This window comes from Herbidospora sakaeratensis, from assembly GCF_001570525.1.
GTDB lineage: Bacteria > Actinomycetota > Actinomycetes > Streptosporangiales > Streptosporangiaceae > Herbidospora > Herbidospora sakaeratensis.
The window spans coordinates 248,174-271,929 of the sequence record NZ_BBXC01000007.1 but is presented as its reverse complement, the minus strand read 5'-3'; the positions used below and the strand labels follow the sequence as shown (position 1 = coordinate 271,929).

The window sequence follows — 23,756 nt, the reverse complement described above, 5'->3', positions numbered from 1 at the left end:
CCGCCTTCTCACTTCCGGTGGCCACGGGTCACCGCTCGTTGTCGATAAGCGCGAAGATCTCCTCGTCGGAGGCCGAGTCGATCCGGCCCGCCACGTCGTCCGCGTCGTCGGACTCGCGCGCGGCGTCGGCGGCGGTGAAGCGGTTGAGGCCGTTCTGCAGGATCGCGACGACCTTGTTCCTGATCGCGTCCCCGGCCGCCGCCGTGATCATCGATTCGACGTGTTCCAGCGCGCCGCGCAGAATCTCCACCGGCGAGTTCGGGGCCGGCGCGAGGCTCGTGAACAGGTAGTCGGTCAGCGCGTTCACGGTCGGGTGGTCGAAGACCAGCGTGGCCGGAAGCAGCAGGCCGGTCTCGGCGTTGAGCCGGTTGCGGAGTTCGACCGCGGTGAGCGAGTCGAAGCCGAGTTCGCTGAAGGCCCGGTCGAGGCCGACGCTCGCGGCGTTGCCGTGCGCCAGGACGGCCGCGACGTGGGCGCGGACGGTGTCGCTGAGCAGGCGCAGCGCGTCGGGCTGGGACAACCCGGCCAGCCGGGCCCCGAGCCCGCCCGACGGGCCCGGTCCGGCCGCGGGTCCGCCGGCGGCGACCCGGCGCGGGAGGCGGACCAGGCCGTGCGCGATCGGGGGCAGGTCGCCCGCCTCGGCCCTGGCCCGCAACCCGGCGGTCTCCCACCGGGCCGCCACGACGAGCGGTTCGGGGCTGCCGAGCGCGGCGTCCAGGAGGTCGAGGCCCTGCTCCTCGGTGAGCGGGGCGATGCCGGCGCGGGCCAGCCGGGCCGTGTCGGCCTCGGTCAGCGTGCCGGACATGCCCGATTCGGTCTCCCAGAGCCCCCACGCGATCGACACGCCGGGCAGGCCCGCCTTGCGGCGGTGCGCGGCGAGGGCGTCCAGGAACGCGTTCGCGCCGGCGTAGTTGCCCTGTCCCGGGTTGCCGAGCACGCCGGCCAGCGAGGAGAACAACACGAAGGCCGACAGCGGCAGGTCGCGGGTGAGCTCGTGCAGGTACCAGGCGGCGTCGGCCTTGGGCGCGAGCACGGTGTCGAGGCGGGCGGGGGTGAGCCCGTCGACGGTGGCGTCGTCGAGCACCCCGGCCGTGTGCACGACGGCGGTGAGCGACCGGTCGGGCGGGATGAGCGCGAGGGCGGCGGCCAGCGCGTCCGGGTCGGACACGTCGCACGCGGCGACCGTCACCCGGGCGCCGTACCCGCCCAGGTGGGAGACGAGCAGCCCGGCACCGGGCGCGTCCAGGCCGCGCCGGGAGACCAGCAGCAGGTCCCGCACGCCGTGCCGCTCGACCAGCCGCCGGGCGACCAGGCTGCCGAGGCCGCCGGTGCCGCCGGTGACCAGCACCGTGCCGTCGCCGAGCCCGGTCGCGGGTCCGGCGGTCCGGCGGGCCAGCCGGGGGGCCAGCAGCGCGCCGTCGCGGGCGGTCAGCTCCGACTCGCCCGCCTCCACGGCGGCGGCGACCGAACTCCAGTCGGTGAAGTCGGGCTCCGCGTCCAGCAGGACGAACCGGCCGGGGTGCTCCGACTGCGCCGACCGCACCAGCCCCAGCACGGCGGCGCCGGCCAGGTCGTCGGCGCGGGTGCGGAACACCAGGCGGGAACCGGCGAAGCGGTCGCCCGACACCCAGGTCTGGATCAGGTCGAGCGCCTGGCCGGTCAGGTCGCGCACGGCGGCGGGCACGTTCCCGTCGCCGGCGGTCAGGGTGGCCACCACGAACTCGGGCACGGGTTCCAGCGACGGCAGGTGGGCCGGGTCGACGAACGCGAACCCGGAGCCGTTCCCGGCCGGCACGCTGACCTCCACCCAGTCGACCCCGTGCGGCGCCGGGCCGGTCGAGGCGGCCAGCGCGGAGGCCGGGACCGGCCGGGCCCGGAGCGAGTCCATCGAGAACACCGGCTGCCCCAGGCCGTCGGCCGCGTGCACGGCGCACCCCTCGGCGTCGATGGAGGAGAGCCGGACCCGCAGGCGCCGGGCCCCGGCGGCGAGCAGCCGCACCCCCCGGAACTCGAACGGCAGGCGCAGCTCCCCGGCGGCGGCGGTGTCGGCCAGCAGCAGGGGGTGGAACATCGCGTCCAGGAGCGCGGGATGCACGCCGTACCCGGCGACGTCCTGGTCGTCGTCGAGGGCGACCTCGGCGAGCAGGTCCTCGCCGTGCCGCCAGAGGGCGCGGACGGCCTGGAAGGCGGGGCCGTACTCGTAGCCGAGGTCGGCCAGCCGCTCGTAGCCGCCGTCGACGGGGATGGGGACGGCGTCGGCGGGCGGCCATTCGCCGGCCCAGGCGGCCGTCACCGGGACGGGCGAGGCGCTGACGAGGCCGGAGACGTGCCGGGTCCAGACGGCTTCCGGCTCGCCGGCGGGCCGGGAGTAGACCCGGATCGGGCGGGGGCCGTCGGCGTGCTGGAGCACGACCTGCACGTCGACCGCGCCGCGCGAGGGCAGCACCAGCGGGGCCTCGAACATGATCTCTTCGATCGCGTCGCAGCCGATCCGGCCGCCCACGTCCAGGACCAGGTCCACCAGCGCGGCGCCGGGCAGCACGGCCGAGCCGAGCATCACGTGCTCGCCCAGCCAGGGCACCGACGAGGCGGCGAGCCGGCCGGTGAGGATCGTGGTGCCGTCGTCGGCGAGGTCGACGGCCGCGCCCAGCAGGGGGTGGCCGGCGTCGCGCAGCCCGGCCGAGGTCACGTCGCCGGTGCGCAGGAGCGAGCTGAGCCAGAACCGCTCGCGGTCGAAGGCGTAGGTGGGCAGCTCCACGTGCGCGCCGCCGCCCGAGAGCGCCGCCCAGTCGACCGGGACCCCGGCGACGGCCACCCGCGCGAGGCAGTCGACGAGCGCGTCGGGCTCGGGACGCTGCCGGCGGTGCAGCGAGGCGATCACCGTGCCGGTGCCGGTGACGCAGTCGTGCGCCATCCCGGCCAGCACCGCCTCGGGCCCGACCTCCAGGAAGGCGCGCACGCCCTCCGCCTCCAGCCGCGCGATCATCGGCTGGAACAGCACCGCGTGCCGGATCTGGTCCAGCCAGTACGACGGATCCGTCCAGGAGGCGTCGGGGCCCAGGTTGGTGGCGGCCGGGAACTGCGGCTCGGTGAACAGGGCGGTGCGGAGTTCGGCCTCGAACGCGGCGAGCATGGGCTCCATCAGCGCGGAGTGGAAGGCGTGGCTGACCGGCAGCCGCCGGGTGCGGCGGCCGCGCTCGCGCCAGCGCGCCCCGACCGCGAGGGTCGCCTCCTCGGGGCCCGACACGACGACCGAGGCGGGCCCGTTGACGGCCGCGAGGCCGACCTGGCCGGTCAGCCCGGGCCGCACCTCGTCGACGCCCGCCTCGATGGCGACCATCGCGCCGGGCACGTCCAGGGCCTGCATGAGCCGCCCCCGGGCGGCGATCAGCCGGGCCGCGTCGGCGAGCGACCAGACGCCGGACACGTGCGCGGCGGCGAACTCGCCGACCGAGTGGCCGGCCACGAAGTCGGGGGTGACGCCGAGCGATTCGAGCAGCCGGTAGGCGGCCACCTCGTAGGCGAACAGGGCGGGCTGGGTGTAGCGGGTCTTGTTCAGCAGCGCCGCGTCGGGCGTGCCGGGTTGGGCCCACATGACCTCGCGGAGCGGCCGGTCGAGGTAGCGGTCGAGGGCGGCGCAGACCTCGTCGAGCGCGGCGGCGAAGACGGGCGAGGCGGCGGCCAGCTCGCGGCCCATGCCGGCCCGCTGGCCGCCCTGCCCGGTGAACAGGAACGCCAGCCGGGGGCGGTCGGGCGCGGTGCCGGTGATCCACTCGTCCTGGCGGCCGCCGAGGCGGGCGAGCAGGGTCTCCCTGTCGTGGCCGACGATGACGGCGCGGTGTTCGAACCGGGCCCGCCGAGACGCCAGCGCGTGCGCGACGTCGGCGGGGGCCGTCGCCGGGTCGGCGCTGACGAGCCGGTGCAGCCGGGCGGCCTGTTCGCGCAGCGACGTCGCGGTGCGGGCGCTGAGCAGCCACGCGTGCGGCGCGCCGGCGACCGCGGGGGCCCGGGTCTGCGGCTCCGGCTGCTCGGGGGCCTCTTCGAGGATGACGTGCGCGTTCGTGCCGCCGATGCCGAAGGAGGAGACGCCGGCCCGGCGCGGGTGGCCTTCGCGGAACCAGCGGCGGGCGCTGGTCAGCAGCTGGATGTTCTCGGTGAGCTCGGCGGGGGCGTTCTCCGCGTGCAGCGTGCGGGGCAGCACGCCGTGCCGCATGGCCATGACCATCTTGATCATGCCGGCCACCCCGGCGGCGGCCTGCGAGTGGCCGATGTTCGACTTCACCGAGCCCAGCCAGAGCGGGCCCTCCTTGGACCGGCCCTGTCCGTACGTGGCCAGCAGCGCGCCCGCCTCGATCGGGTCGCCGAGCCGGGTGCCGGTGCCGTGCGCCTCGACGGCGTCGATGTCGCGGGTGTCCAGCCGGGAGTCGGCGAGCGCCTGCTCGACGACCTTCTCCTGCGCGGGGCCGTTGGGGGCGGTGAGCCCGTTGCTGGCGCCGTCCTGGTTGACGGCCGAGCCGCGGATGACGGCCAGCACGCGGCGGCCGTTGCGGCGCGCGTCCGACAGCCGCTCCAGCAGCAGGATGCCGGCGCCCTCGCCCCAGGCGACGCCGTCGGCGTCGGCGGAGAACGACTTGCACCGTCCGTCGGCCGCCAGCGCGCGCTGGCGGGAGAACTCGACGAAGGAGTCGGGGGTGGCCATCACGGTGACGCCTCCGGCGAGGGCCATCGTGCACTCGCCGCGCCGCAGCGCCTGCACCGCCAGGTGGACGGCGACCAGCGAGGAGGAGCAGGCCGTGTCGACGGAGATCGACGGGCCCTCCAGCCCGAAGGTGTAGGACACCCGCCCCGGCAGCACGCTGGGCGCGCTCGACACCAGCAGCGTGCCCTCGACCGACTCCGGGACCGCCCCGTCGGTGAACCGCGAGGAGTAGTCGCTGTACATGTTGCCGACGTAGACCCCGGTGAGGCTGCCGCGCAGCGTGGCCGGGTCGATGCCGGCCCGCTCGAGGGCCTCCCAGGAGGTCTCCAGCGCGAGCCGGTGCTGCGGGTCGGTGGCCAGCGCGGTCCGCGGGCTCATCCCGAAGAACGCGGTGTCGAAGTCGCCCGCGTCGTAGAGGAATCCGCCGTGCCGGGAGTACGTCTTGCCCATCGCCTCCGGGTCGGGGTCGTAGATCCCCTCGACGTCCCAGCCCCGGTCGGCCGGCATCTCGCCGATGGCGTCGGTGCCCGCGGCGACCAGGTCCCACAACTCCTCCGGGCTGGTGACCCCGCCCGGGTAGCGGCAGGCCATGCCGACGATCGCGATGGGTTCGTGCCGGCGGTCGTCGCTGTCGCTGAGCCGTTGCCGGGTCTCCGCCAACTCGACGATCGCGCGCTTGAGATATTCGCGCAGCTTGTCCTCAGTCGCCATGTTCGGACCTTTCCGGTGAGGACCTCAGGGGTGACGCCTTGGCCCGGTCGTCGAGCAGGGCGAAGATCTCCTCGTCCGAGGCGGAGCTGAGCCGCTCCGCCGCGTGCGCGGTGCCGTTCGGCCGCCCTCGGAGCCTCGGGGTCGGGGCGGCCCCGAAGGTTTCCAGGCCGCTCTGCAGGATCGCGACGAGCTTGTCGCGGATGGAGTCCCCGTCGCCGTTGGCGGCGGCGACCATGGACGCGACCTGTTCCAGCGCGGCCCGCAGCGTGTCTTCGGCGGAGGGCGCGGCGGGCGCCAGGGTCTGGAACAGGTGGTCGGCGAGGGCCTCGACGGTGGGATGGTCGAAGATCAGCGTCGGGGAGAGCCGCAACCCGCTCTCGGTGTTGAGGCGGTTGCGCAGCTCGACCGCGGTGAGGGAGTCGAAGCCGAGTTCGCTGAAGGAACGGTCGACGCCGATGGTGCTCGCGGCGCCGTGCGCCAGGACGGCGGCGACGTGCGCGCGGACGACGTCGATCAGGCGGGCGCGGGCGTCGTCCGGGGTGAGGTGGGCCAGGCTGTCGGCCAGGCCGGCCCGTCCGGCCGTCGCCTGCTCGGCGGCCTTGGCCGCACTCCGGCTCGGGGCGCGGACCAGCCCGCGCAGCGGCGGGGGCAGTTCGCCGGCCGCCGCCTTCGCGCGGAGCGCGGCGCGGTCCCAGGTCGCGGCCACCAGGAGGGGCTCCGGCGCGGTCAGCGCCGCGTCGAAGAGCTCCAGACCCTGCTCGGCGCTCATCGGGGCGATGCCCGCGCGGGCCAGCCGGGCCGTGTCGGCCTCCGACAACGTGCCGGACATGCCCGATTCGGTGTCCCAGAGGCCCCAGGCGACGGAGACCGCCGGCAGGTTCAGGGCGTGGCGGTGCGCGGCGAGCGCGTCGAGGAAGCCGTTGGCGGCGGCGTAGTTGCCCTGGCCGGGGTTGCCGAGCACGGCCGCCACCGAGGAGAACATCACGAAGGTTGTCGCCTCGGGCACGAGTTCGTGCAGGTGCCAGGCGGCGTCGGCCTTCGGCGCGAACACGGTGTCCAGGCGGCCGGCCGACATGCCCTCGACGGTGACGTCGTCCAGGACCGCGGCGGCGTGCACGACGGCGGTGATCCGGTGGCCGGCCAGCAGCGCCGCCAGCCGGGACCGGTCGGAGACGTCGCAGGCGGCGACGGTGACGCGGGCGCCCTCGGCCTCCAGCTCGGCGCGCAGCTCGGCCGCGCCGGGCGCGTCGGGGCCGCGCCGGGAGACCAGCAGCAGGTCCTGTACGCCGTGCCGCCCGACCAGCCGCCGGGCGACCAGCGGGCCCAGCCCGCCGGTGCCGCCGGTGACCAGGACCGTGCCCGTGCCCAGCCCTTCGCCATGGCCGGAAATCTGCCGGCGGGCCAGGCGGGGCACCAGGACCGCGCCGTCCTCCGTCACGAGCTGGGTCTCGCCCGCCGCCACCGCGGCCGCGGCCGAACCCCAGGCGGTGAAGCCCTCTTCCACGTCGAACAGGACGAATCGCCCCGGATGCTCGGACTGCGCGGAGCGCACCAGCCCCCAGAGCGCGCCGGCCGCCGGCGACCTGCGCGCCCCCCGGGTGACGAACACCAGCCGCGACCCGGAGAACCGCTCGTCGCCCACCCACGCCTGGATGAGGTTGAGCGCCTGGTTCAGGGCGTCGTGCGCGCCGTAGGGCAGGTCGTCGTCGTCGGCCCAGACGGGAGCCAGCACGGTGGCGGGCACGCCGGTGACGGACGTCTCCGCGACCGACACCAGGTCGTAACCGCGGGGCGCGACCACCCCGGCCTCGTCCAGCGCCGCGCCGATCTCGTCGGCGAACGCGTCGAGCCCGACGACGGCCCAGCGCTGGTCGCCGAGGTCGGCGGCCGGGGTCTCCACCGCGACCCAGTCGACGCCGTACGTCTCGGCGGCGGGCCGCGTCGCGCCCCGGGCCACCCGGCGCAGGTGGAGCGCGTCCGCTTCGGCGATCTTGAGTCCGCTCGCGTCGTAGACCGTCAGGGAGTCGCCCGACAGGTGCACCTTGAGCGCGTCCGCGCCCCGGGCGGACACCCGTACCCCGGTCCAGGAGAAGGGCAGCAGCAGCGTGCCGGGGTCGCGCGCCTCGTCGGCGGCCTCCAGCACCAGGAGGTGGAGGGCCGCGTCGAGCAGCGCCGGGTGGAGGGTGTATCCCTCTCCGCGCAGCGGCTCGGGCAGCGCGACCTCCACGTAGGTGTCCTCGCCCGACCGCCAGGCGGCGCGCAGGCCCTGGAAGGCGGGGCCGTACTGGTAGCCGTGGTCGGCGAGGCGCTGGTAGGCGTCGGCGACGTCCACGGGCGTGCCGGGCGACCAGATGGGCGACCAGGTGGGCGGCCCGGAGGGCGCCGGGGCGGAGAGCGTGAGCGTGCCCGACGCGTGCCGGGTCCACGGGTTCCCGGCGTCGCCGGCCGGGCGGGCGTGGATCGTGAACCCGCGCCTCCCCCGCTCGTCGGCGCCGGCGACCGCGACCTGGACCTCGACCGACCACGCGCCGCGCAGCGGCAGGGGCGCCTCGATCGTCAGCTCCTCGACCTCCTCGCAGTCGGCGGCGGCCGCGGCGGCCAGCGCGAACTCCAGGAACGCCGTGCCGGGCAGGATCGCCTCGCCGTCGACGGCGTGGTCGGTCAGCCAGGGCGCGCCGCCGCGCGACAACCGTCCACTGAGCAGGAAACCGTCGTCACCGGCCAGCGCCACGACCGCGCCGAGCAGCGGGTGCCCCGAGGCGCCCAGGCCCGCCGGGGCGTCGCCGTCGAGCCAGTGGCGGCTGCGCTCGAACGGATAGGTGGGCAGGTCGACGTGGCGGCCCGGCCCGACGGCGAGCGCGGCGGTCCAGTCGATGTCGGCGCCCAGCGTGTACGCGTGGGCGACCGCCGTCAGGAACCGCGCGAGGCCGCCCTGGTCACGCCGGAGCGTGCCGGTGGCCCCGCCCGGCCGGTCGGCCGCCGCCAGGGTGTCCTGGACGTGCCCCGTCAGCGTCGGATGCGGGCTGGCCTCGATGAAGACGTGGTCGCCCTCGAACGCCTCGACGGCCTGCTGGAACCGGACCGGGGTCCGGAGGCTGGTGAACCAGTAGTCGGCGGTGAGCTCGGCGGGATCGACGAACGCGCCGTCGCGGGCCGAGCAGAACGCGACCTCGGTCGGGCGCGGCGTGACGTCGCCGAGCGTGGCCAGCAGTTCCGCGCGCAGCGCCTCGATGTGCGGGGTGTGCGCGGCGTAGTCGATCGCGACCGGCCGGGTCCGCACGGCCTCGCCGCACTCCGCCGCGTACTCCGCGAGCGCGTCGAGGTCGCCGGCGACGACCGTGCTGGCCGGGCCGCTGTACACGGCGGGCCACAACCGGCCCTCCCAGCGCGTCAGGTCGACGCGGTCGGCCGGCAGCGACACGGCGAGCATGCCGCCGGTGCCGCCCAGCTTCATCAGCGCCGTGCTGCGCAGCGCCACGACCTTGGCCGCGTCCGCCAGCGACAACGCCCCCGCGACGTACGCCGCGGTGATCTCCCCCTGCGAGTGCCCGACCACGGCCGTGGGATCGACCCCGACCGACCGCCACAGTCCGGCCAGCGAGGCCATCACCGCGAACAGCACCGGCTGGATGACGTCGGAGCCTTCGAGCTTCGGCGCGCCCTCGGCCTCCCGCAGGACGTCGGCCACCGACCAGCCGACGTACGGCCTGAGCGCCTCGTCGCACCGGGTCAGGTGCTCCCGGAACACGGCGCTCGATCCGAGCAGCTCGACGGCCATCCCGGCCCACTGCGACCCCTGCCCGGGGAACACGAACACCGGCCGCGCCGCGCGCGCGGCGACGCCCGTCACCACGGACCCGTGCGGCGTGCCGGCGGCGAGGGCCGCCAGTCCTCCGAGGAGGTCGGCCCGGTCGCGCGCCACCACGACGGCGCGGTGCGCGAAGGTGGTCCGGCGCGCCAGCAGCGGGCCGGCGGCGGCCAGATCGTCGTCGGCGGCGTCCTCGGCGAACGCGGCCAGGCGCGCCGCGTGCTCCCGGAGCGCGCTCTCGGTCTTCGCCGACAACACCCAGACCAGCTCCGAGCGCGCGGAGCTCGCGGAACTCGGAGCGACCGGCTCCGGCTCGCGTTCCAGGATGACGTGCGCGTTGGTGCCGCTGATGCCGAAGCTGGAGACGGCCGCCCGGAGCGGGCGGTCGCCCGGCAGATCGACCGGTTCGGTGAGGAGGCGGACCCGGCCCTCCGACCAGTCGACGTGGGTGGTGGGCTCGTCGGCGTGGAGGGTGCGCGGGAGCGTGCGGTGCTCCAGCGACTTGATCATCTTGATCAGGCCGCCGACCCCGGCCGCGGCCTGGGTGTGCCCGACGTTGGACTTCAGGGAGCCGAGCCAGACCGGCCGCTCCGGATCGCGGTCCGCGCCGTAGGCGGCGATGATCGATTCGGCCTCGATCGGGTCGCCGAGCCGCGTTCCGGTGCCGTGCGCCTCCACCACGTCGACGTCGGCGGGCGACAGGCGGGCGTCGGCCAGCGCCTGGCGGATGACGTCGCGCTGGGCCTGGCCGCTCGGCGCGGTGAGGCCGTTGCTCGCGCCGTCCTGGTTGATCGCGCCGCCCCGCAGGACGGCCAGGATCGGGTGGCCGTGCCGGACCGCGTCGGACCGCCGTTCGAGCAGCAACATGCCGACGCCCTCGGCCCAGCCGGTGCCGTCGGCCCCGTCGGAGAACGCCTTGCAGCGGCCGTCGGCGGCGAGCCCGCCCTGCCGGCTGAACTCGACGAACAGCCCGGGGTTGGACATCACGGTCGCACCACCGGCCAGCGCCAGCGAGCACTCGCCGCGCCGCAGCGCCTGCATGGCCAGCACGATCGCGACCAGCGACGACGAGCACGCCGTGTCGACCGTGATCGCGGGGCCGCGCAGGCCCAGCGTGTAGGCGATCCGGCCGGAGGCGACGCTGAGGGCGGTGCCGGTCAGCAGGTGGCCATCGGCGACGCCGGTGGGCTGGTGCAGGCGGGGCCCGTAGTCGGAGGACATCGCGCCGACGAAGACGCCGGTGGGGGTGCCGTCGAGGGTGGCCGGGTCGAGGCCGCCCCGTTCGACGGTCTCCCAGGAGACCTCCATCAGCAGCCGCTGCTGGGGGTCCATGGCGACCGCCTCGCGCGGGCTGATCCCGAAGAACCCGGCGTCGAACCGGTCCGCGCCGGTGAGGAAGCCGCCGTGCCGGGTGTCGCTGGAGGCCAGGAGCGCGTCGAGGTCCCAGCCCCGGTCCTCGGGGAACACGCCGACGGCGTCGGCCCCGGCGTGCACGAGCCGCCACAACTCCTCGGGCGTCGTCACGCCGCCGGGGTAGCGGCAGCCCATCGCGACGACCACGATCGGGTCGCCGTCGGTCCCGGCGGCCTCGGCCGGGGCGGCGGCGGCCGTGCCGCCGCCGGTCAGCGTGTACAGGTGGTCGGCCAGCCGGTCGGGGGTCGGGTGGTCGAACAGCAGCCCGGTGGGCAGCCGGGTCCCGAGCGCGGCGCGCAGCCTGGCCCGCAGGTCCTCGGCGGCCACCGACTCGAAGCCGAGGTCCTTGAACGTCCGGTGCGGCTCCACGGCCGTGCCGTCCTGGTGCCCGAGGACGTCGGCGGCGGTGGCGAGCACCAGGTCGCGCAGCTCGCGCCGCGACAACCCGGCCGGCCCGGAAGGAGACACGGAAGGAGACACGGAAGAGGGCCGGGCCACGATCGCGGCCGAGCCGAACGGGCGGCGCTGGAACGGGTAGGTGGGCAGGTCGACCTGCCGGGCCCCGGCCTCGCGCCGGGCCGCCCAGTCGACGGGCGCGCCGAGGGTGTACGCCTCGGCCAGCGACCGCGTGAACCGGCCGGGCCCGCCCTCGCCGCGCCGCAGCGATCCGACGACCGCGACGTCCAGCTCGGCGGCCTCGGCCGTCTCCGCGACGCCCGCCCCGAGCACCGGATGCGGGCTGCACTCGACGAACAGGGCCGCGCCCAGCCCGAGCGCCGACCGGGTGGCCTGCGCGAACCTGACCGGCTGCCGCAGGTTGCGGTACCAGTACCCGGCGTCGAGCCCGGAGGTGTCCATCGGCTCGCCGGTGAGGGTGGAGACGAACCGGATCGCGGAGCGCACCGGCCTGATCGGCGCCAGGGCGGCGATCACCTCGTCGCGGACGCTCTCGACCTCGGGCGAGTGGGACGCGTAGTCGACCGGCAGCAGCTTGACCCGGTGCCCGTCGGTGGCGAGCCGCTCCCCCAGTTCGGCGAGGACCGCGCGCGGCCCCGACACGACCGCCGAGCGCGGCCCGTTGAACGCGGCCACGCCCACCTCCGGCGCGAGCGGGCGGACGGCCGCCTCGACGACGTCGAGCGGCGCGGCGACCGACATCATGGCGCCGCGACCGGCGATCCCGGCGATGGCCCGGCTGCGCAGCGCCACGACCCGCGCCCCGTCGGAGAGGCTCAGCGCCCCGGCGACGGTGGCCGCGGCGATCTCGCCCTGCGAGTGCCCGAGGACCAGGTCGGGTTCGACGCCGTTCGCCCGCCACAACCCGGCGAGCGACACCATGACCGCCCACAACGCGGGCTGCACCACGTCGACCCGGTCGAGGCCGGGGGCGTCGGGGGCGGCGCGCAGGACGTCCACGACGGAGTGGTCGACGAACGGCGCGAGCGCGGCGTCGCAGGAGGCGACGAGCGCGGCGAACTCCGGCGACCCGTCGAGCAGGTCCGCGGCCATCCCGGCCCACTGGGACCCCTGGCCGGGGAAGACGAACGCCCGCCGGCCGGAGACGACGGAGCCGCTCACCACCGACTCGTCGGGCCGTCCATTGGCGAAGGCGTCGAGCGTCTGGCGGTCGCCGAGGACGACCGCCCGGTGCTCAAGCTGCGCCCGGGTCGTGACCAGCGAGAACGCCACGTCGGCGGCCTCGACCGCCGGTTCGCCGTCGATCCGGTCGCGGAGGCGGGCGGCCTGCGCCCGGAGCGCGTCGGCCGACCGCGCGGAGATCACCCAGGGCAGTCCCCCGCTGACGCCCGGGGGCGCGGCGTCCGGGGACCCGGCGCTCGCCGGGGCCTCCGCGAGCACCAGGTGGCAGTTGGTGCCGCCCATGCCGAACGAGCTGACGCCGGCGACCAGCCGGTCGCCGGGAGCGGGCCACGGGCGGGACGACCGCACGACCCGCAGGGCCAGGTCGTCGAGGGGGATGTCCGGGTTCGGGCTCTCGAAGTGGAGGCTGGGCGGGAGCTCGCGGTTCTTCAGGCTGAGCACGACCTTGACCAGGCCGGCGACGCCCGCCGCGCCTTCGAGATGGCCGATGTTCGTCTTGACCGAACCGACCAGCAGCGGATCGTCCGAGGAGCGGGATCCGGCGTGGGCGGCGCCGAGGGCGGCGGCCTCGATCGGGTCGCCCACCTTCGTGCCGGTGCCGTGCAGCTCGACGTACTGGACCTCGGCGGGCCCGACCCCGGCCGAGCGGCGGGCCAGCGTGATGACCTCCTGCTGGGCGCGGGCGCTCGGCACGGTCAGGCCGTCGCCGCCGCCGTCGTTGTTGACGGCCCCGCCGAGGATCACGCAGTGCACCGTGTCGCCGTCGGCGAGCGCCGCCGCGAGCGGCTTCAGCACGACGAGCGCGCCGCCCTCGCCCCGGACGTAGCCGTTCGCGCGGCTGTCGAAGGTGTGGCAGCGCCCGTCGGGCGACAACGCGCCGAAGCTGCCGATGGCGGCGGTCGTCCGCGCGAGCAGGTTCAGGTTGACGCCGCCCGCCAGGGCCAGGCCGGTCTCGCCCCGGCGCAGGCTCTCGCACGCCAGCTCCACCGCCACCAGCGACGACGACTGCCCGGTGTCCAGCGTGAGGCTCGGACCGCGCAGCCCCAGGAAGTACGAGACGCGATTGGCGATCATGGCGCGGTTGGCGCCGATGTAGGTGTGCCGGCCGGGTTCTCCGGGCAGGGCGGCGTGGTCGTTGGAGATCGCGCCGACGAACACCCCGGCCGCCGCGTCCCGCAGGGCGGTGGGGGCGACCCCGGCGTTCTCCAACGCCTCCCAGGCGAGTTCCAGCACCAGCCGCTGCTGCGGGTCCATCGCGGCGGCCTCGTTCGGGGAGATCCCGAAGAAGGCGGCGTCGAAGCGGTCCACGTCGTCGACGAACCCGCCCCGGCCGGGGGCGCCGGCGTCCGGCCACCGGCCGGCGGGCACCTCGGTCACCGCGTCCACGCCGTCCCGCAGCAGCCGCCAGAATCGCTCGGGGGTATCCGCCTTCGGAAGCCGGCAGGAAAGGCCCACCACAGCGATCGGCTCGACCGACGAATCGCGCCGGGCGTCCGACTGAATCGAGTCCTGAACCATGAATGCGCCACCTCAGACTCGGGCGTCACCGGCACTTCTCGCCGGTTTCTCTAAAATCCATTCGGAGAAAATGACGGGCACTAGCGTTATTCAAATGGGCACCGCTGGAAGTTACTGCGACCCTACGGGCGGCTCCCCGCGCCGGGCCACGATCGCGTGCTGGCACCTTGTTGCCAGTAGCTTGCTGCCAACGCCGCCCAGGAGAAGCGCCTTGACACGAGCGCGCGCGAGCTCTGATCCTGGTACGACGCGCTATTCTCAGCCGAAATCGAAATTCATCCTTCAGGAGAACTCTTTGGGAGAAGAGGCCGGGTCCGAAAACATGAGCCCGCCATTCGATCCGGCGAAAAAGGCGCTGATCTGGGCCGCCTCGGCCGCGATCTGCCCGGTCGCCGGCGGCGTGCTGTTCGCGCTCCGGGGGGCCGACGCGCTCGTGGTCGCCGTCTGGGCGGCCGGTCTGGTGGTCTGCGTGCTCCTGGTCGTCGCGCGGCGGACCGAGCCGGAACCGGTGTCGGCGCTGACGTGGGGGTCCGCGCTCGCCCTGGCGGGGGGCGCGGCCGCACTCGCCGTCGGCGGGGACGTCACCCTGCCGCTGGCGGCGCTGGCGCCGCCGGTCGTCGTGGTGTCCGCCGCGGTGCTCCGGCCGCTGGCCCGCCGCACCGACCGGGTGCGGTCCCCGCTGGTCAGGGTGCGGCTCACGTGGACCTTCGCGGGCTCCTACGCCGGCCTGATCGGGTTCGGCCTGATGCAGGATCTGCGGGGGTTGCCGCTGATCCATCCCGACGTGGCGAGCCTGGTCACGCTGGGGACCATGGCCGAGATCGCCGTCGCCGTCGCCATCTACGTGTTGTGGCATGGACGGCAGTCCGTCCCGAACAGCTAGGAGAACCGATGCCCGCCGACGCCCCCCTCAGCCACGGTCAACTCTTCAGCTGGCGCGAGATCGAGCGCTATCCCGACGACTGGATGCAGGACGCGAACCTCCCCATCGTCTGCGACCTGCGCGGCCTGCCGATGGCCCGGGTCGAGAACGCGTTGCGGGTGCTGATGGACCGGCACGAGCCGCTGCGCACCACCTACCACGTCGTCGACGGGCAGCCGGTGCAGCGTGTGCACGAGTCGGCCGAGTTGCCGATCGAGCGCGTCGACCGGGTGGTGCGCGACTGGGAGGACCCGGAGGACACCAAGGACGAACTCTGCGCGGTGCCGTTCGCGATGGAGGGCGGCCTGCTCTGGCGCGGGCGCATGATCACCACCAACGGGTCGGCGGTGTTCCTGGCGTTGTCCTTCTCCCATCTGATCATGGACGTCTGGTCGATCAACCACCTGACCGACCAGTTCAGCGCGTTGATCGGCGACCCCGGGGCGGTGGCCGAGCTCGGGCCGACGCCGAGCGAGCTGGCCCGCGAGCAGCGCACCGAGCGGTGGCGGGACCGGCACGAGGCGTCCGAACGGTACTGGCGGCGCACCCTCGGCGACGTTCTGGCCGACCCGCTGCCGACGCTGCCGGCCAAGGTGAAGCGCGACCGGATCGAGGCCACCCTGCACTCGCACCGCCTCGGCGGGCTGGCCTCGCTGGCCGCCAGGCGGCTCGGCGTCACCGCGCCCGCGCTGGTGATGGCGCTGGTCACCGCCGGGCTGGCCCGGCACACCGGCGTCGACACGGTGACGATGAGCCTGATGGCCTCCAACCGGTTCTCACCGGAGCACCACCACGTGATCGGCACGATGAACCAGCTCATCCCGGTCGTCGCGACGGTCGACCCGGGGGCGCCCCTGGGCGAGCACGTCAAGCGCCTGCACTGGGCCGGGGCGAAGGCGTACCGCTACTCCTCCTACGACGTCGACCGGATCGCCGCGCTCGCCGCGGAGGTCGCCGCGCAGCGCGGCGACGACCTGGCGCACGACTGCTGGGTGAACCAGTTGTTCCGCTGCTGGTTCAACTACGTGCAGCTCGACCGCCGGCCGTCCGACGCCACCGCCGAGACCCCGGCCGAGTTGTCGTGGACGCCGCTGGCGCAGCAGTACGGCCAGCCGTTCCGGGTCAGGGTGACGGTGGCCAACGGCCGGACCAGCGTCTTCATGCTCGCCGACCCGACGATCATCCCGGCCGAGGGCATGGCGGGGATGCTGCGCACGATCGCGCTCGGCGTCCAGGTCGCCGCGACGGCCCCCGAGACCAGCCTCAAGGATCTGTGGGACGCCGACCACGCGACCCTGGCGCCGTCGCTGTTCCCCGCAACCGTGCCCCTGCCGGAGTGAGCGGGTCTCACACGAGGATCTCGACCGGCGCCGGATGGCTGAGGAAGCCCGTGGGGCTCGCCGTGAGGCCGTAGGCGCCGGCCTGGAAGACGACGACCAGGTCGCCGATCTCGACCTTCGGGAGTTCCACGCGGTCGCCGAGCAGGTCGAGGGGGGTGCACAGGCGGCCGACCACGGTGACCGGCGCGTCCGCGGGCTCGCCCATGCGGTCGGCCACGGCCATCGGGTAGTTGCGCCGGATGACCTGCCCGAGGTTCCCCGAGGCCGCCAGCTGGTGGTGCATGCCGCCGTCGACGACCACGAAGGTGGTGCCGCGGGACTGCTTCCGGTCGACGACGCGGGTGACGTACACGCCCGCCTCGCCGACCAGATAGCGGCCGAGTTCGAGGACGACGCGGGCCTCCGGGAGCAGCGGGGTGATGCGCTCGCGCAGGAGCTGGGCCAGGTTGTCGCCGATCGGCCCCAGGTCGAGGGGCCGGTCGCGGCGCGAGTAGGGGATGCCGAAGCCGCCGCCGAGGTTGAGGTAGCGGATGGGCGGCGACACCTCGGCGAGCCCGGCGACCAGGTCCACAGTGCGCCGCTGCGCCTCGCAGATGTCGTCGGCGCGCAGGTTCTGCGAGCCCGCGAAGACGTGGAAACCCTGGAAGTCGACGTCGTCGCCCAGCTGGGCGAGCATGTCGGGCACCCGTTCGGCGTCGACGCCGAACTGCTGCGGCCCGCCGCCCAGGCGCATGCCGGAGCCCCGCACCGTGAAGTCGGGATTGACGCGGATCGCGATCCGGGCCGGGACCCCGAGGGCGGCGCCGATCGTGCGCACCCGGGCCAGTTCCGTCTCCGATTCCAGTTCCACCGTCACGCCGGCCGCGACCGCCTGGGTCAGTTCCTGGACGGTCTTGCCCGGCCCGGCGAAACCGATCCGCGCGGGTGGCACCGGCGTGTCGAGCGCGTGCCGCAACTCGCCCGCCGAGGCCACGTCGAAGCCGTCGACCAGCCCGCTGAGGTGCTGCAGCAGGGCGGGCATCGGGTTGGCCTTGACCGCGTAGCTCAGCTCGATCCCGGCGGGCAGCACGGCACGCAGGGAGGCGACCCGGCGGGTGACCAGGTCGCGGTCGTAGGCGAAGAACGGCGTGCCGCCGACCCGGGCGGCGAGCAGTCCGGCGGGGATGCCGCCGACGGTCAGCCGCCCGTCCCGGTGACCTTCCCAGTGGCCCTGCCCGGTCATGTCATCGCCCGGCGGCGCAGTTCGGCGCGGTCGAACTTGCCGTTCCCCGAGCGGGGCAGCGCGGCGGCGAGGATGAACCGGCGCGGCACCATGTACCGGGGCAGGTCGCGTTCCATCGCCCGGCGCAGCTCGTCGGGAGTGGTGGCGGGGGCGGTGAGCACGGCGTGCAGCGCCACCTGCTCGCCCAGGTCCTCGTCGGGCACGCCGACCGCGACGGCCTCGGTGACCAGGCCGGTGGCGTAGGCCGCCTCCTCCACCTCGGTCGGGCTCAGCCGGTAGCCGGAGGTCTTGATCATGTCGTCGGTGCGTCCGACGAAGTAGATGAAGCCGTCGTCGTCGCGGTAGGCGACGTCGCCCGACCAGACGGCGATCTCGTCGGCGCCGGGCGGGAACGGCCGGAACCGGGCCGCGGTGCGGGCGGGGTCGTTCCAGTAGCCGAGCGACACCAGCGGTCCCCGGTGCACGATCTCCCCCTCCTCGCCGGGGTCGCAGACCGACCCGTCGGGCCGGACGACCAGGACCTCCGCGCCGGGGATCGCCTTGCCGATCGATCCGGGGCGCCGGTCGATCTCGGCCGGGTCGAGGTAGGTGGACCGGAAGGCCTCGGTCAGGCCGTACATGAGGAAGGGGGTGGCCTGGGGGAACGTCTCGCGCAACCGGGCCAGGGTGGTCGCGGGCAGGCGGCCGCCGGTGTTGGCGAAGTAGCGCAGGCTCCGGGTCGCCTCGACCGGCCATCGCTGGGTGGCGAGCTGGGTCCACAGCGGCGGCACGCAGGTCAGCGCGGTCACCCCGTGCCGGGCGCAGAGCCGCACAACGTCGCGGGGCAGCAGGTAGTTGACCAGCACCACGTGGGCTCCGGCCAGGAACGCGGTGGTGAGCTGGCTCAAGCCGGCGTCGAAGCTCAGCGGCAGCGCCGCGAGCACCACGTCGTCGGCGGTGTGGCCGAGGTACCCGGCGACGCTCCGCGCGCCCGCGAGCAGGTTGCCGTGGCTCAGCACGACGCCCTTCGGCCGTCCGGTGCTGCCGGAGGTGTAGAGGATGGCCGCGACCCGCGCGGCGGGGGCCGTCACGCCTCCCGGTCCCGCGTCCAGGTCGTCGATCATGGACGTGGGCGCCGGGACCGTCAGCGTGCGGGCCCGCTCGGGTGTGGTGAGCAGCAGCACGGCGCCGCAGTCGTCGACCACGTACTCGACCTGCCTGGCCTTGAAGAGCGGGTTGATCGGGACGACGACCCCGCCGGCCGCCGCCACCGCGAAGATCGCCACGACCGTTTCGAGCCGCTTCTCCGCGTAGATCGCGACCCGGGCGCCCGGCTCCAGCCCGCGCAGCGCCCCGGCCGCCCGCGCGACCCGGTCCCGCAGCTCGCGATAGGTGAGCGTCACGTCCTTGTAGGTGAGCGCCGGGTGGTCGTCGGCGCCGGACCGCAGCAGGTCGTCGAGACGGGTCGGCACGGCTCAGATCCCGGCCCGCGCCGCGTCGAGCAGCGCCGACAACCGCGCCCACAACGACCCCACCGTCGCGAACGTCTCCTCGTCGAGGATGTCGTCGGGCAGTTCCCGGTCGTAGCCGTCCTCCAGATCGACCAGCAACTGCACCACCCCCATCGAATCCAGCCCCAGCGCGGTGAGATCGTCACCGGGGGCCAGGTCACCCGGCCCGGCGTAGGGCAGATGCCGGCGAAGAATGGTCTGGAACTCGTGAGGTATTTCCATCACGGGTCTCCTCGAAATCCCTGCGCTGAATTACCTCGTTCAGCGTCATTGAATTCCGCGACCACTGTCAACGAAGGGATCTGGCAGCTTTTTCCCGAGAACAAGCTGCCATCGGCCGGTCACGACGGCGGCCGTCTTCTCATTTAGCCTGGGTAGGCTGAAACGTTCAACCGCAGGAGGCCGGGTCGCCGATGAACACGAATCTCGGCTGGGGCCAGCATTACATCTGGCTCCGCTACCACGAACTGCCGCCGCGCGCTCGCCACAATACACATATCATTCTGAATCTAGAGATTCCAGCCGGCCTGACGGTGCAGAACTGCCGGGCGATTCTCAATCAGACGGTCCGCAGGCACGAGACGCTGCGCACCACCTACCACTTCGACCTCGACGGCGACCCCTACCGGGTCGTCCGCCCGCCCGGCCCGTGTCCCCTCGTCGTGTTGTCCTCGGAGAACGACGGCACGGCCATGCCCGCCGAGGTCGTGGAGCGGCTCGGCACGGCCGAGTTCGACCTCGCCGAAGAATGGCCGATCCGGGTCGTCGTCATCACCGACGAGGGCGTGCCCCGGCGGGCGGTGGTGGTGCTGAACCACCTCGCGGCCGACATGTGGACGGTCACCGAGCTCAAGCGCGAGTTGTGGGCCAGTTGCGCGGGCGTGGTGGCCCGGCGGCCCACCGCGGTCGAACCGGTCCGGCACCGCCCATCCGACCTCGTCCGGCACGAGGCGTCCCTTGATCCGGGGCCGTCGCTGGCGTACTGGGAGAAGGAGATCGAGGCCATGCCGGCCGACGGGTTCGGCGACCGCCGCCGGCCCGGCCCGCCCGCCGAGACGCTGCGGGCGTCGCTGATCTCCCCGGCCCTGCTGGGCGCCTCGCAGCGGATCGCCGCCCGTCACCGGGTGTGGCCGTCGCAGGTGCACCTGGCGGCCTACACGGCGCTGATGGCCGCCTACACCGGCGGCCCGTCGTTCGACCATCTGACGTTCACCGGCAACCGCGAGAGCGGGCCGTACGCAGAGGTCCTGACCTGCATGTTCTCCCCGATGCTGATGCGCGTCGACGTGCGCGACGACCCGCCGTTCGCCGAGTTGCTCGCCCGCGTCGCCGACCGGTTCGAGCAGGCGCGGGAGCACGCCCACGTCCCGTACGACGCGGTGGTCGAGCTGCTGGCCGGGAAGGGCGTCCGGCTGGCGTCGGAGTTCAACTTCATCAAGCAGCCCACCCTGGAGTCGCGCGCCCGTCGCAGCAGGATCACCTGGCAACCGGCGGCCGACGCCCACGGCGCCGACACCTACGTCCGCGTCGACCAGTGGCTCGACTCCGTCGTGGTCGCGCTGCACGCGAGCTCCTCGGTCATGGACGCGGACGCCGTCGAGCGTTTCCTGCGCACCCTGGAGACCACGATCCTCACCTACGACGACACGCCGGACGGCCTGCGGGTCAGCGACATCGCCGCGCTGGCCGGCTTCGCCCCCGCGCCGCCGCCCGGACGGATCCCCGACGCACGCGACGTCCCGGAACCGGGAGCGGCAGCGGCCCTCGCGGCCGCCGTGGGCCGGGCGAACGGACTCGCCGGCGTCGACCCGGCCCGGAACTACGCCGACGCCGGAGGCAGGGTGCTGCGGATCCCGCGGGTGCTCGCCCTGCTCCGGGACCTCGGGTGGGCGGGCGTCACCCTCGACCAGCTCACCGGCCCCACGCCGCTGAGCACCCTGGCGGGCCACTTACTACAACCCGGAGTTCGATCATGACTGAACTGTTCACGGAGACCATAAGCAAGGTCGACCAGCTCGTCGCCTCGGAGCAGGACCTCCGCACCGCCATCGACCGCGAACTCGCCACCGCGAACCTCGACGACCTGGTCGTCATGGGCGGCCACTTCATGCTGTTCGAGGAGGAGGGCACCGGCCGGCTCGTGCCCGGCGTCCTGGAGGAGCAGTCGTCCACCGTCATGCGCGACCGCATCGCCGGCCGGGTCGGGATCTTCCCCGGCTACACCTGGCGGCTCTCGGTCGACCTGGTCACGTCGTACGCGAAGGTCGTCGACGACGCCAGGCTGCTGCTGCTGATCAACGACTGGCAGTACGTCCCCACCGGCGGCCGTCCCGCCAGTCAGCTGCGCGCCGAGTTCCTCGACGGCTTCACCGGGCTGCCCGAGGGATACGAGCGTGTCCTGCGCGAGGCGGGGCTCGACGCGGGCAGCGTGCTGCCCAGCCGCAAACACCCGCTGGCGTTCCCGGAGACCTGGCTCAAGTACCGCTTCCAGAAGGCCGCCGACAAGTTCGTCAAGCAGGGCAGGCTCGAGAAGCGCGTGCTGGAGTCGGGCGCGAAGGACACCGAGGTCTCGTTCCTGGACGAATCGGGCAACTACCGCACCCTGATCAGCTGCGGCGTCACCGGCTGCGCCGGCGAGATCACCGAGATGATCTCGGAGGTGCACCAGGCCGGCTACCGCACTATCGTGATCTTCGCCCCGGGCGAGTGCCTGGCCCCGGTGCGGACCGGCGTCGAGATCGCGCTCAGCCTCTACCGGCTCACCGGCATGACCGTCGTGATCGCCGACCCCGGCGGCAGCGGCGAGATGTCCACCGACGAGATCTACTCGAAGCTGGTGACGGTCAGCACCTTCCGGAGTTGAGGACGGATCCATGGACGTCATATACCTGGACAACTGCGCCACCACCCGGGTGGACGACGAAGTGCTCGACGCGATGCTGCCGTACCTGCGCGAGGAGTTCGGCAACCCGTCGTCCCCCCACCTGCTGGGCAAGCGTGCCCGCAGGGCGGTCGACGGGGCGGCCGAATCGGTCGCGCGGCTCCTCGGCGGCGACCCGGCCGGGGTCGTGTTCACCTCGGGCGCGACCGAGAGCAACAACATCGCGCTGCTCGGCGCGTTCGGCCACGACGACCGCTCGCCGGTCAACGCGGTGTTCTGCCCCACCGACCACAAGTCGTCGTTGTCGGTCGCCCGCGCCCTGCGCGGACGCGGCGTCGGCATCCGGACCATGGCGATCCGGCCCGACGGCGTGGTCGACCTGACCCGGTTCGCCGGCCAGCTCGACTTCGACACCCGGACGGCCACGGTGGCCTGGGTGAACAGCGAGATCGGCACCATCCAGCCGGTCCGCGAGATGGCCGCGATCTGTCATGAGAGCGGCGCCCTGCTGCACGTCGACGCCGCCCCGGCCGCCGGCCGGATCCCGATCGACGTGACCGGCGCGGCCGTCGACACCCTGGCCATGTCCGCCCACAAGATCGGCGGCCCGAAGGGCGTCGGCGTCCTGTACGTCCGCCCGGAGATCCGCCGCCGGATCCGCCCCATCACCTACGGCGGCGGCCAGTACGACCTGCGCAGCGGCACCATCCCCACCCACCTGGCGGTCGGCCTCGGCACGGCCTGCGAACTGGCCGCCGCCCGGATGGAGGAGGACGCCGGAAGGGTCGCGCTGCTGCGCGCGACCGCGCTGGAACTGCTCACCCGTCGTGTTCCCGGCCTGCGGCTCAACGGGAACCCGGAGGCCGGCGTCCCGCACGTGCTCAACGTGGTGCTGCCGGGCGTGCGCGGCGAGAGCCTGGTCGCGAGCCTGCCGTCGGTGGCGCTGTCCACCGGGTCGGCGTGCAACTCCGACTCCCAGGAACCCTCACCCGTGCTCACCGCCATCGGGGTGAGCGCCGAGGACGCCAACAGCTCCATCAGGATGTGCCTGAGCCCCCGCATGACGGTCGAGGAACTGGTCAGAGGCTTGAACCTGGTCTGCGACCGGGCCCACGGCCTGGCCGGCGTCGTGGCGGCGATGCGCTGAGAGAGGACACGAGGAGAACACGGGTCCGCCGCCGGCGCGGCGGACCCCCCTCACGCGCCGCTGGCCAGAAACGTGCGCGCCGCCTGCACCCCCGCCTGGAACCTGCTGGTGGCCTCCAGGTCGCGCATCAGCGTGGCGATGTGCCGGCGGCAACTGCGCACCGACATGCCGAGCTTGCGGGCCACCACCTCGTCGGTGTAGCCCTTCGCCATCAGCCCCGCGATGGCCTGCCGCAGGTCGTCGGCGACGTTCGCGTAGCCCGACTCGGCGCCCTCCAGCGGCGTCGCGGTGTCCCACAGGTGGTCGAACAGGTCGAGCAGGAACCCGACGATGCCGTCGTTGTGCACCCGCGCCACGTTGGTCTCGCCGTCCGACAGGCCGAACAGCACGACCAGCGTGCGGTCGAAGACGACCGCGGAGCGCGGCACGTGGCTGACCGTGCCGATGGCCGCGCCCGCGTCGATGAGCTGCTTCAGCTTCATCCGGGTGGCCAGGTCGGCCCGGTTGCGGTGCTGGCAGACGATCCGCACCGTGACGCCGCGCGTGAGCAGCGGCAGGTACGCCCGCGCCAGCTCCTCGGCGTCGTCCTCGCCCGACTGCAGGACCAGCACCTCGGTACGGCAGGCGTCCCCGGCCATCTTGAGGAAGCCGCGCACCTCCAGCGACCCGGCCAGGTACTCGATCGGCGAGGGCGCGGGACCGACGAAGTCCCGGATCTGGTCGATCAGCTCCCGCCGCTGGTAGATCTCCCGCTCGACCGAGGAGACCAGCGCGTTGGCCGCCACCTGCGGGTCGACCGGGATGAACCGGTGGGCCGCGCCGTCGACGGCGCGTAACAGGCGGCTCTCGACGAGCTGGTTCACCGCCTCGCTCAGCTCGCGCATGCCGATGCCGAGCTCGCCGGCCGCCACGTCGAGAGCGTCGATGGCGCCCTTCCTGGTCGCGTATCGGTAGACGCCCGCGATGTCGGCGGGCCATTTGGTGGTCGAATTCATAGTGTGCTGCC

11 protein-coding genes are annotated in these 23,756 nt (G+C 74.1%); 5 read left to right on the top strand and 6 right to left on the bottom strand.

Annotation, left to right across the window (positions count from 1 at the left end):
* Window positions 1-28: 28 nt before the first annotated feature.
* Both AW271_RS01270 and AW271_RS01265 read right to left on the bottom strand, forming a co-directional pair.
* The gene (locus AW271_RS01270; RefSeq protein ID WP_062330481.1) at window positions 29-5,410 is read right to left on the bottom strand and encodes a type I polyketide synthase; all 5,382 of its coding nucleotides are present in this window, start codon (window positions 5,408-5,410) and stop codon (window positions 29-31) included.
* Window positions 5,400-13,748 carry an SDR family NAD(P)-dependent oxidoreductase gene (locus AW271_RS01265; RefSeq protein ID WP_063817817.1) on the bottom strand — a complete coding sequence of 2,783 codons (8,349 nt, stop codon included), beginning with the start codon at window positions 13,746-13,748 and terminating at the stop codon, window positions 5,400-5,402. Before AW271_RS01265 ends, AW271_RS01270 begins: the two co-directional genes overlap by 11 nt.
* A gap of 322 nt (window positions 13,749-14,070) precedes the next feature.
* On the opposite strand from AW271_RS01265, the gene AW271_RS01260 reads away from it, so the two are divergent.
* Together AW271_RS01260 and AW271_RS01255 are read left to right on the top strand one after the other, a co-directional pair.
* The gene (locus AW271_RS01260) at window positions 14,071-14,631 is read left to right on the top strand and encodes a hypothetical protein (protein ID WP_062330479.1); all 561 of its coding nucleotides are present in this window, start codon (window positions 14,071-14,073) and stop codon (window positions 14,629-14,631) included.
* A gap of 8 nt (window positions 14,632-14,639) precedes the next feature.
* Complete coding sequence (locus AW271_RS01255; protein WP_062330477.1) at window positions 14,640-16,010, top strand: condensation domain-containing protein; 1,371 nt, start codon at window positions 14,640-14,642, stop codon at window positions 16,008-16,010.
* A gap of 7 nt (window positions 16,011-16,017) precedes the next feature.
* Here AW271_RS01255 and AW271_RS01250 read toward each other — a convergent pair whose 3' ends face one another.
* From AW271_RS01250 to AW271_RS01240, 3 genes are read right to left on the bottom strand one after another with little or no spacing between them, the layout of a single operon-like run.
* On the bottom strand, window positions 16,018-17,232 hold the full coding sequence (locus AW271_RS01250) for a pyridoxal-dependent decarboxylase, exosortase A system-associated (RefSeq protein WP_062330475.1): 1,215 nt from the start codon (window positions 17,230-17,232) through the stop codon (window positions 16,018-16,020).
* Window positions 17,229-18,683 (bottom strand): AMP-binding protein, encoded by a 1,455-nt coding sequence (locus AW271_RS01245; protein ID WP_062330472.1) that lies wholly within the window; start codon window positions 18,681-18,683, stop codon window positions 17,229-17,231. The genes AW271_RS01250 and AW271_RS01245 overlap by 4 nt, the downstream gene beginning before the upstream one ends.
* A gap of 3 nt (window positions 18,684-18,686) precedes the next feature.
* Window positions 18,687-18,944 (bottom strand): phosphopantetheine-binding protein, encoded by a 258-nt coding sequence (locus AW271_RS01240; RefSeq protein ID WP_062332924.1) that lies wholly within the window; start codon window positions 18,942-18,944, stop codon window positions 18,687-18,689.
* 191 nt (window positions 18,945-19,135) lie between these two features.
* Here AW271_RS01240 and AW271_RS01235 point away from each other — a divergent pair, with 191 nt between their 5' ends.
* From AW271_RS01235 to AW271_RS01225, 3 genes are read left to right on the top strand one after another with little or no spacing between them, the layout of a single operon-like run.
* A complete protein-coding gene (locus AW271_RS01235; RefSeq protein ID WP_083975912.1) occupies window positions 19,136-20,698 on the top strand; it encodes a condensation domain-containing protein in 1,563 nt (520 codons plus the stop codon).
* Window positions 20,695-21,585, top strand: a complete 891-nt coding sequence (locus AW271_RS01230) for a hypothetical protein (RefSeq protein WP_062330468.1) — start codon at window positions 20,695-20,697, stop codon at window positions 21,583-21,585. Before AW271_RS01235 ends, AW271_RS01230 begins: the two co-directional genes overlap by 4 nt.
* A gap of 10 nt (window positions 21,586-21,595) precedes the next feature.
* Window positions 21,596-22,750: a cysteine desulfurase family protein gene (locus tag AW271_RS01225; RefSeq protein ID WP_062330466.1), complete on the top strand. Its 1,155-nt coding sequence runs from the start codon at window positions 21,596-21,598 to the stop codon at window positions 22,748-22,750.
* Between the two features lie 50 nt (window positions 22,751-22,800).
* On the opposite strand, the gene AW271_RS01220 is transcribed toward AW271_RS01225, so the two are convergent.
* The gene (locus AW271_RS01220; RefSeq protein ID WP_062330464.1) at window positions 22,801-23,745 is read right to left on the bottom strand and encodes a hypothetical protein; all 945 of its coding nucleotides are present in this window, start codon (window positions 23,743-23,745) and stop codon (window positions 22,801-22,803) included.
* Between the last annotated feature and the right edge of the window lie 11 nt (window positions 23,746-23,756).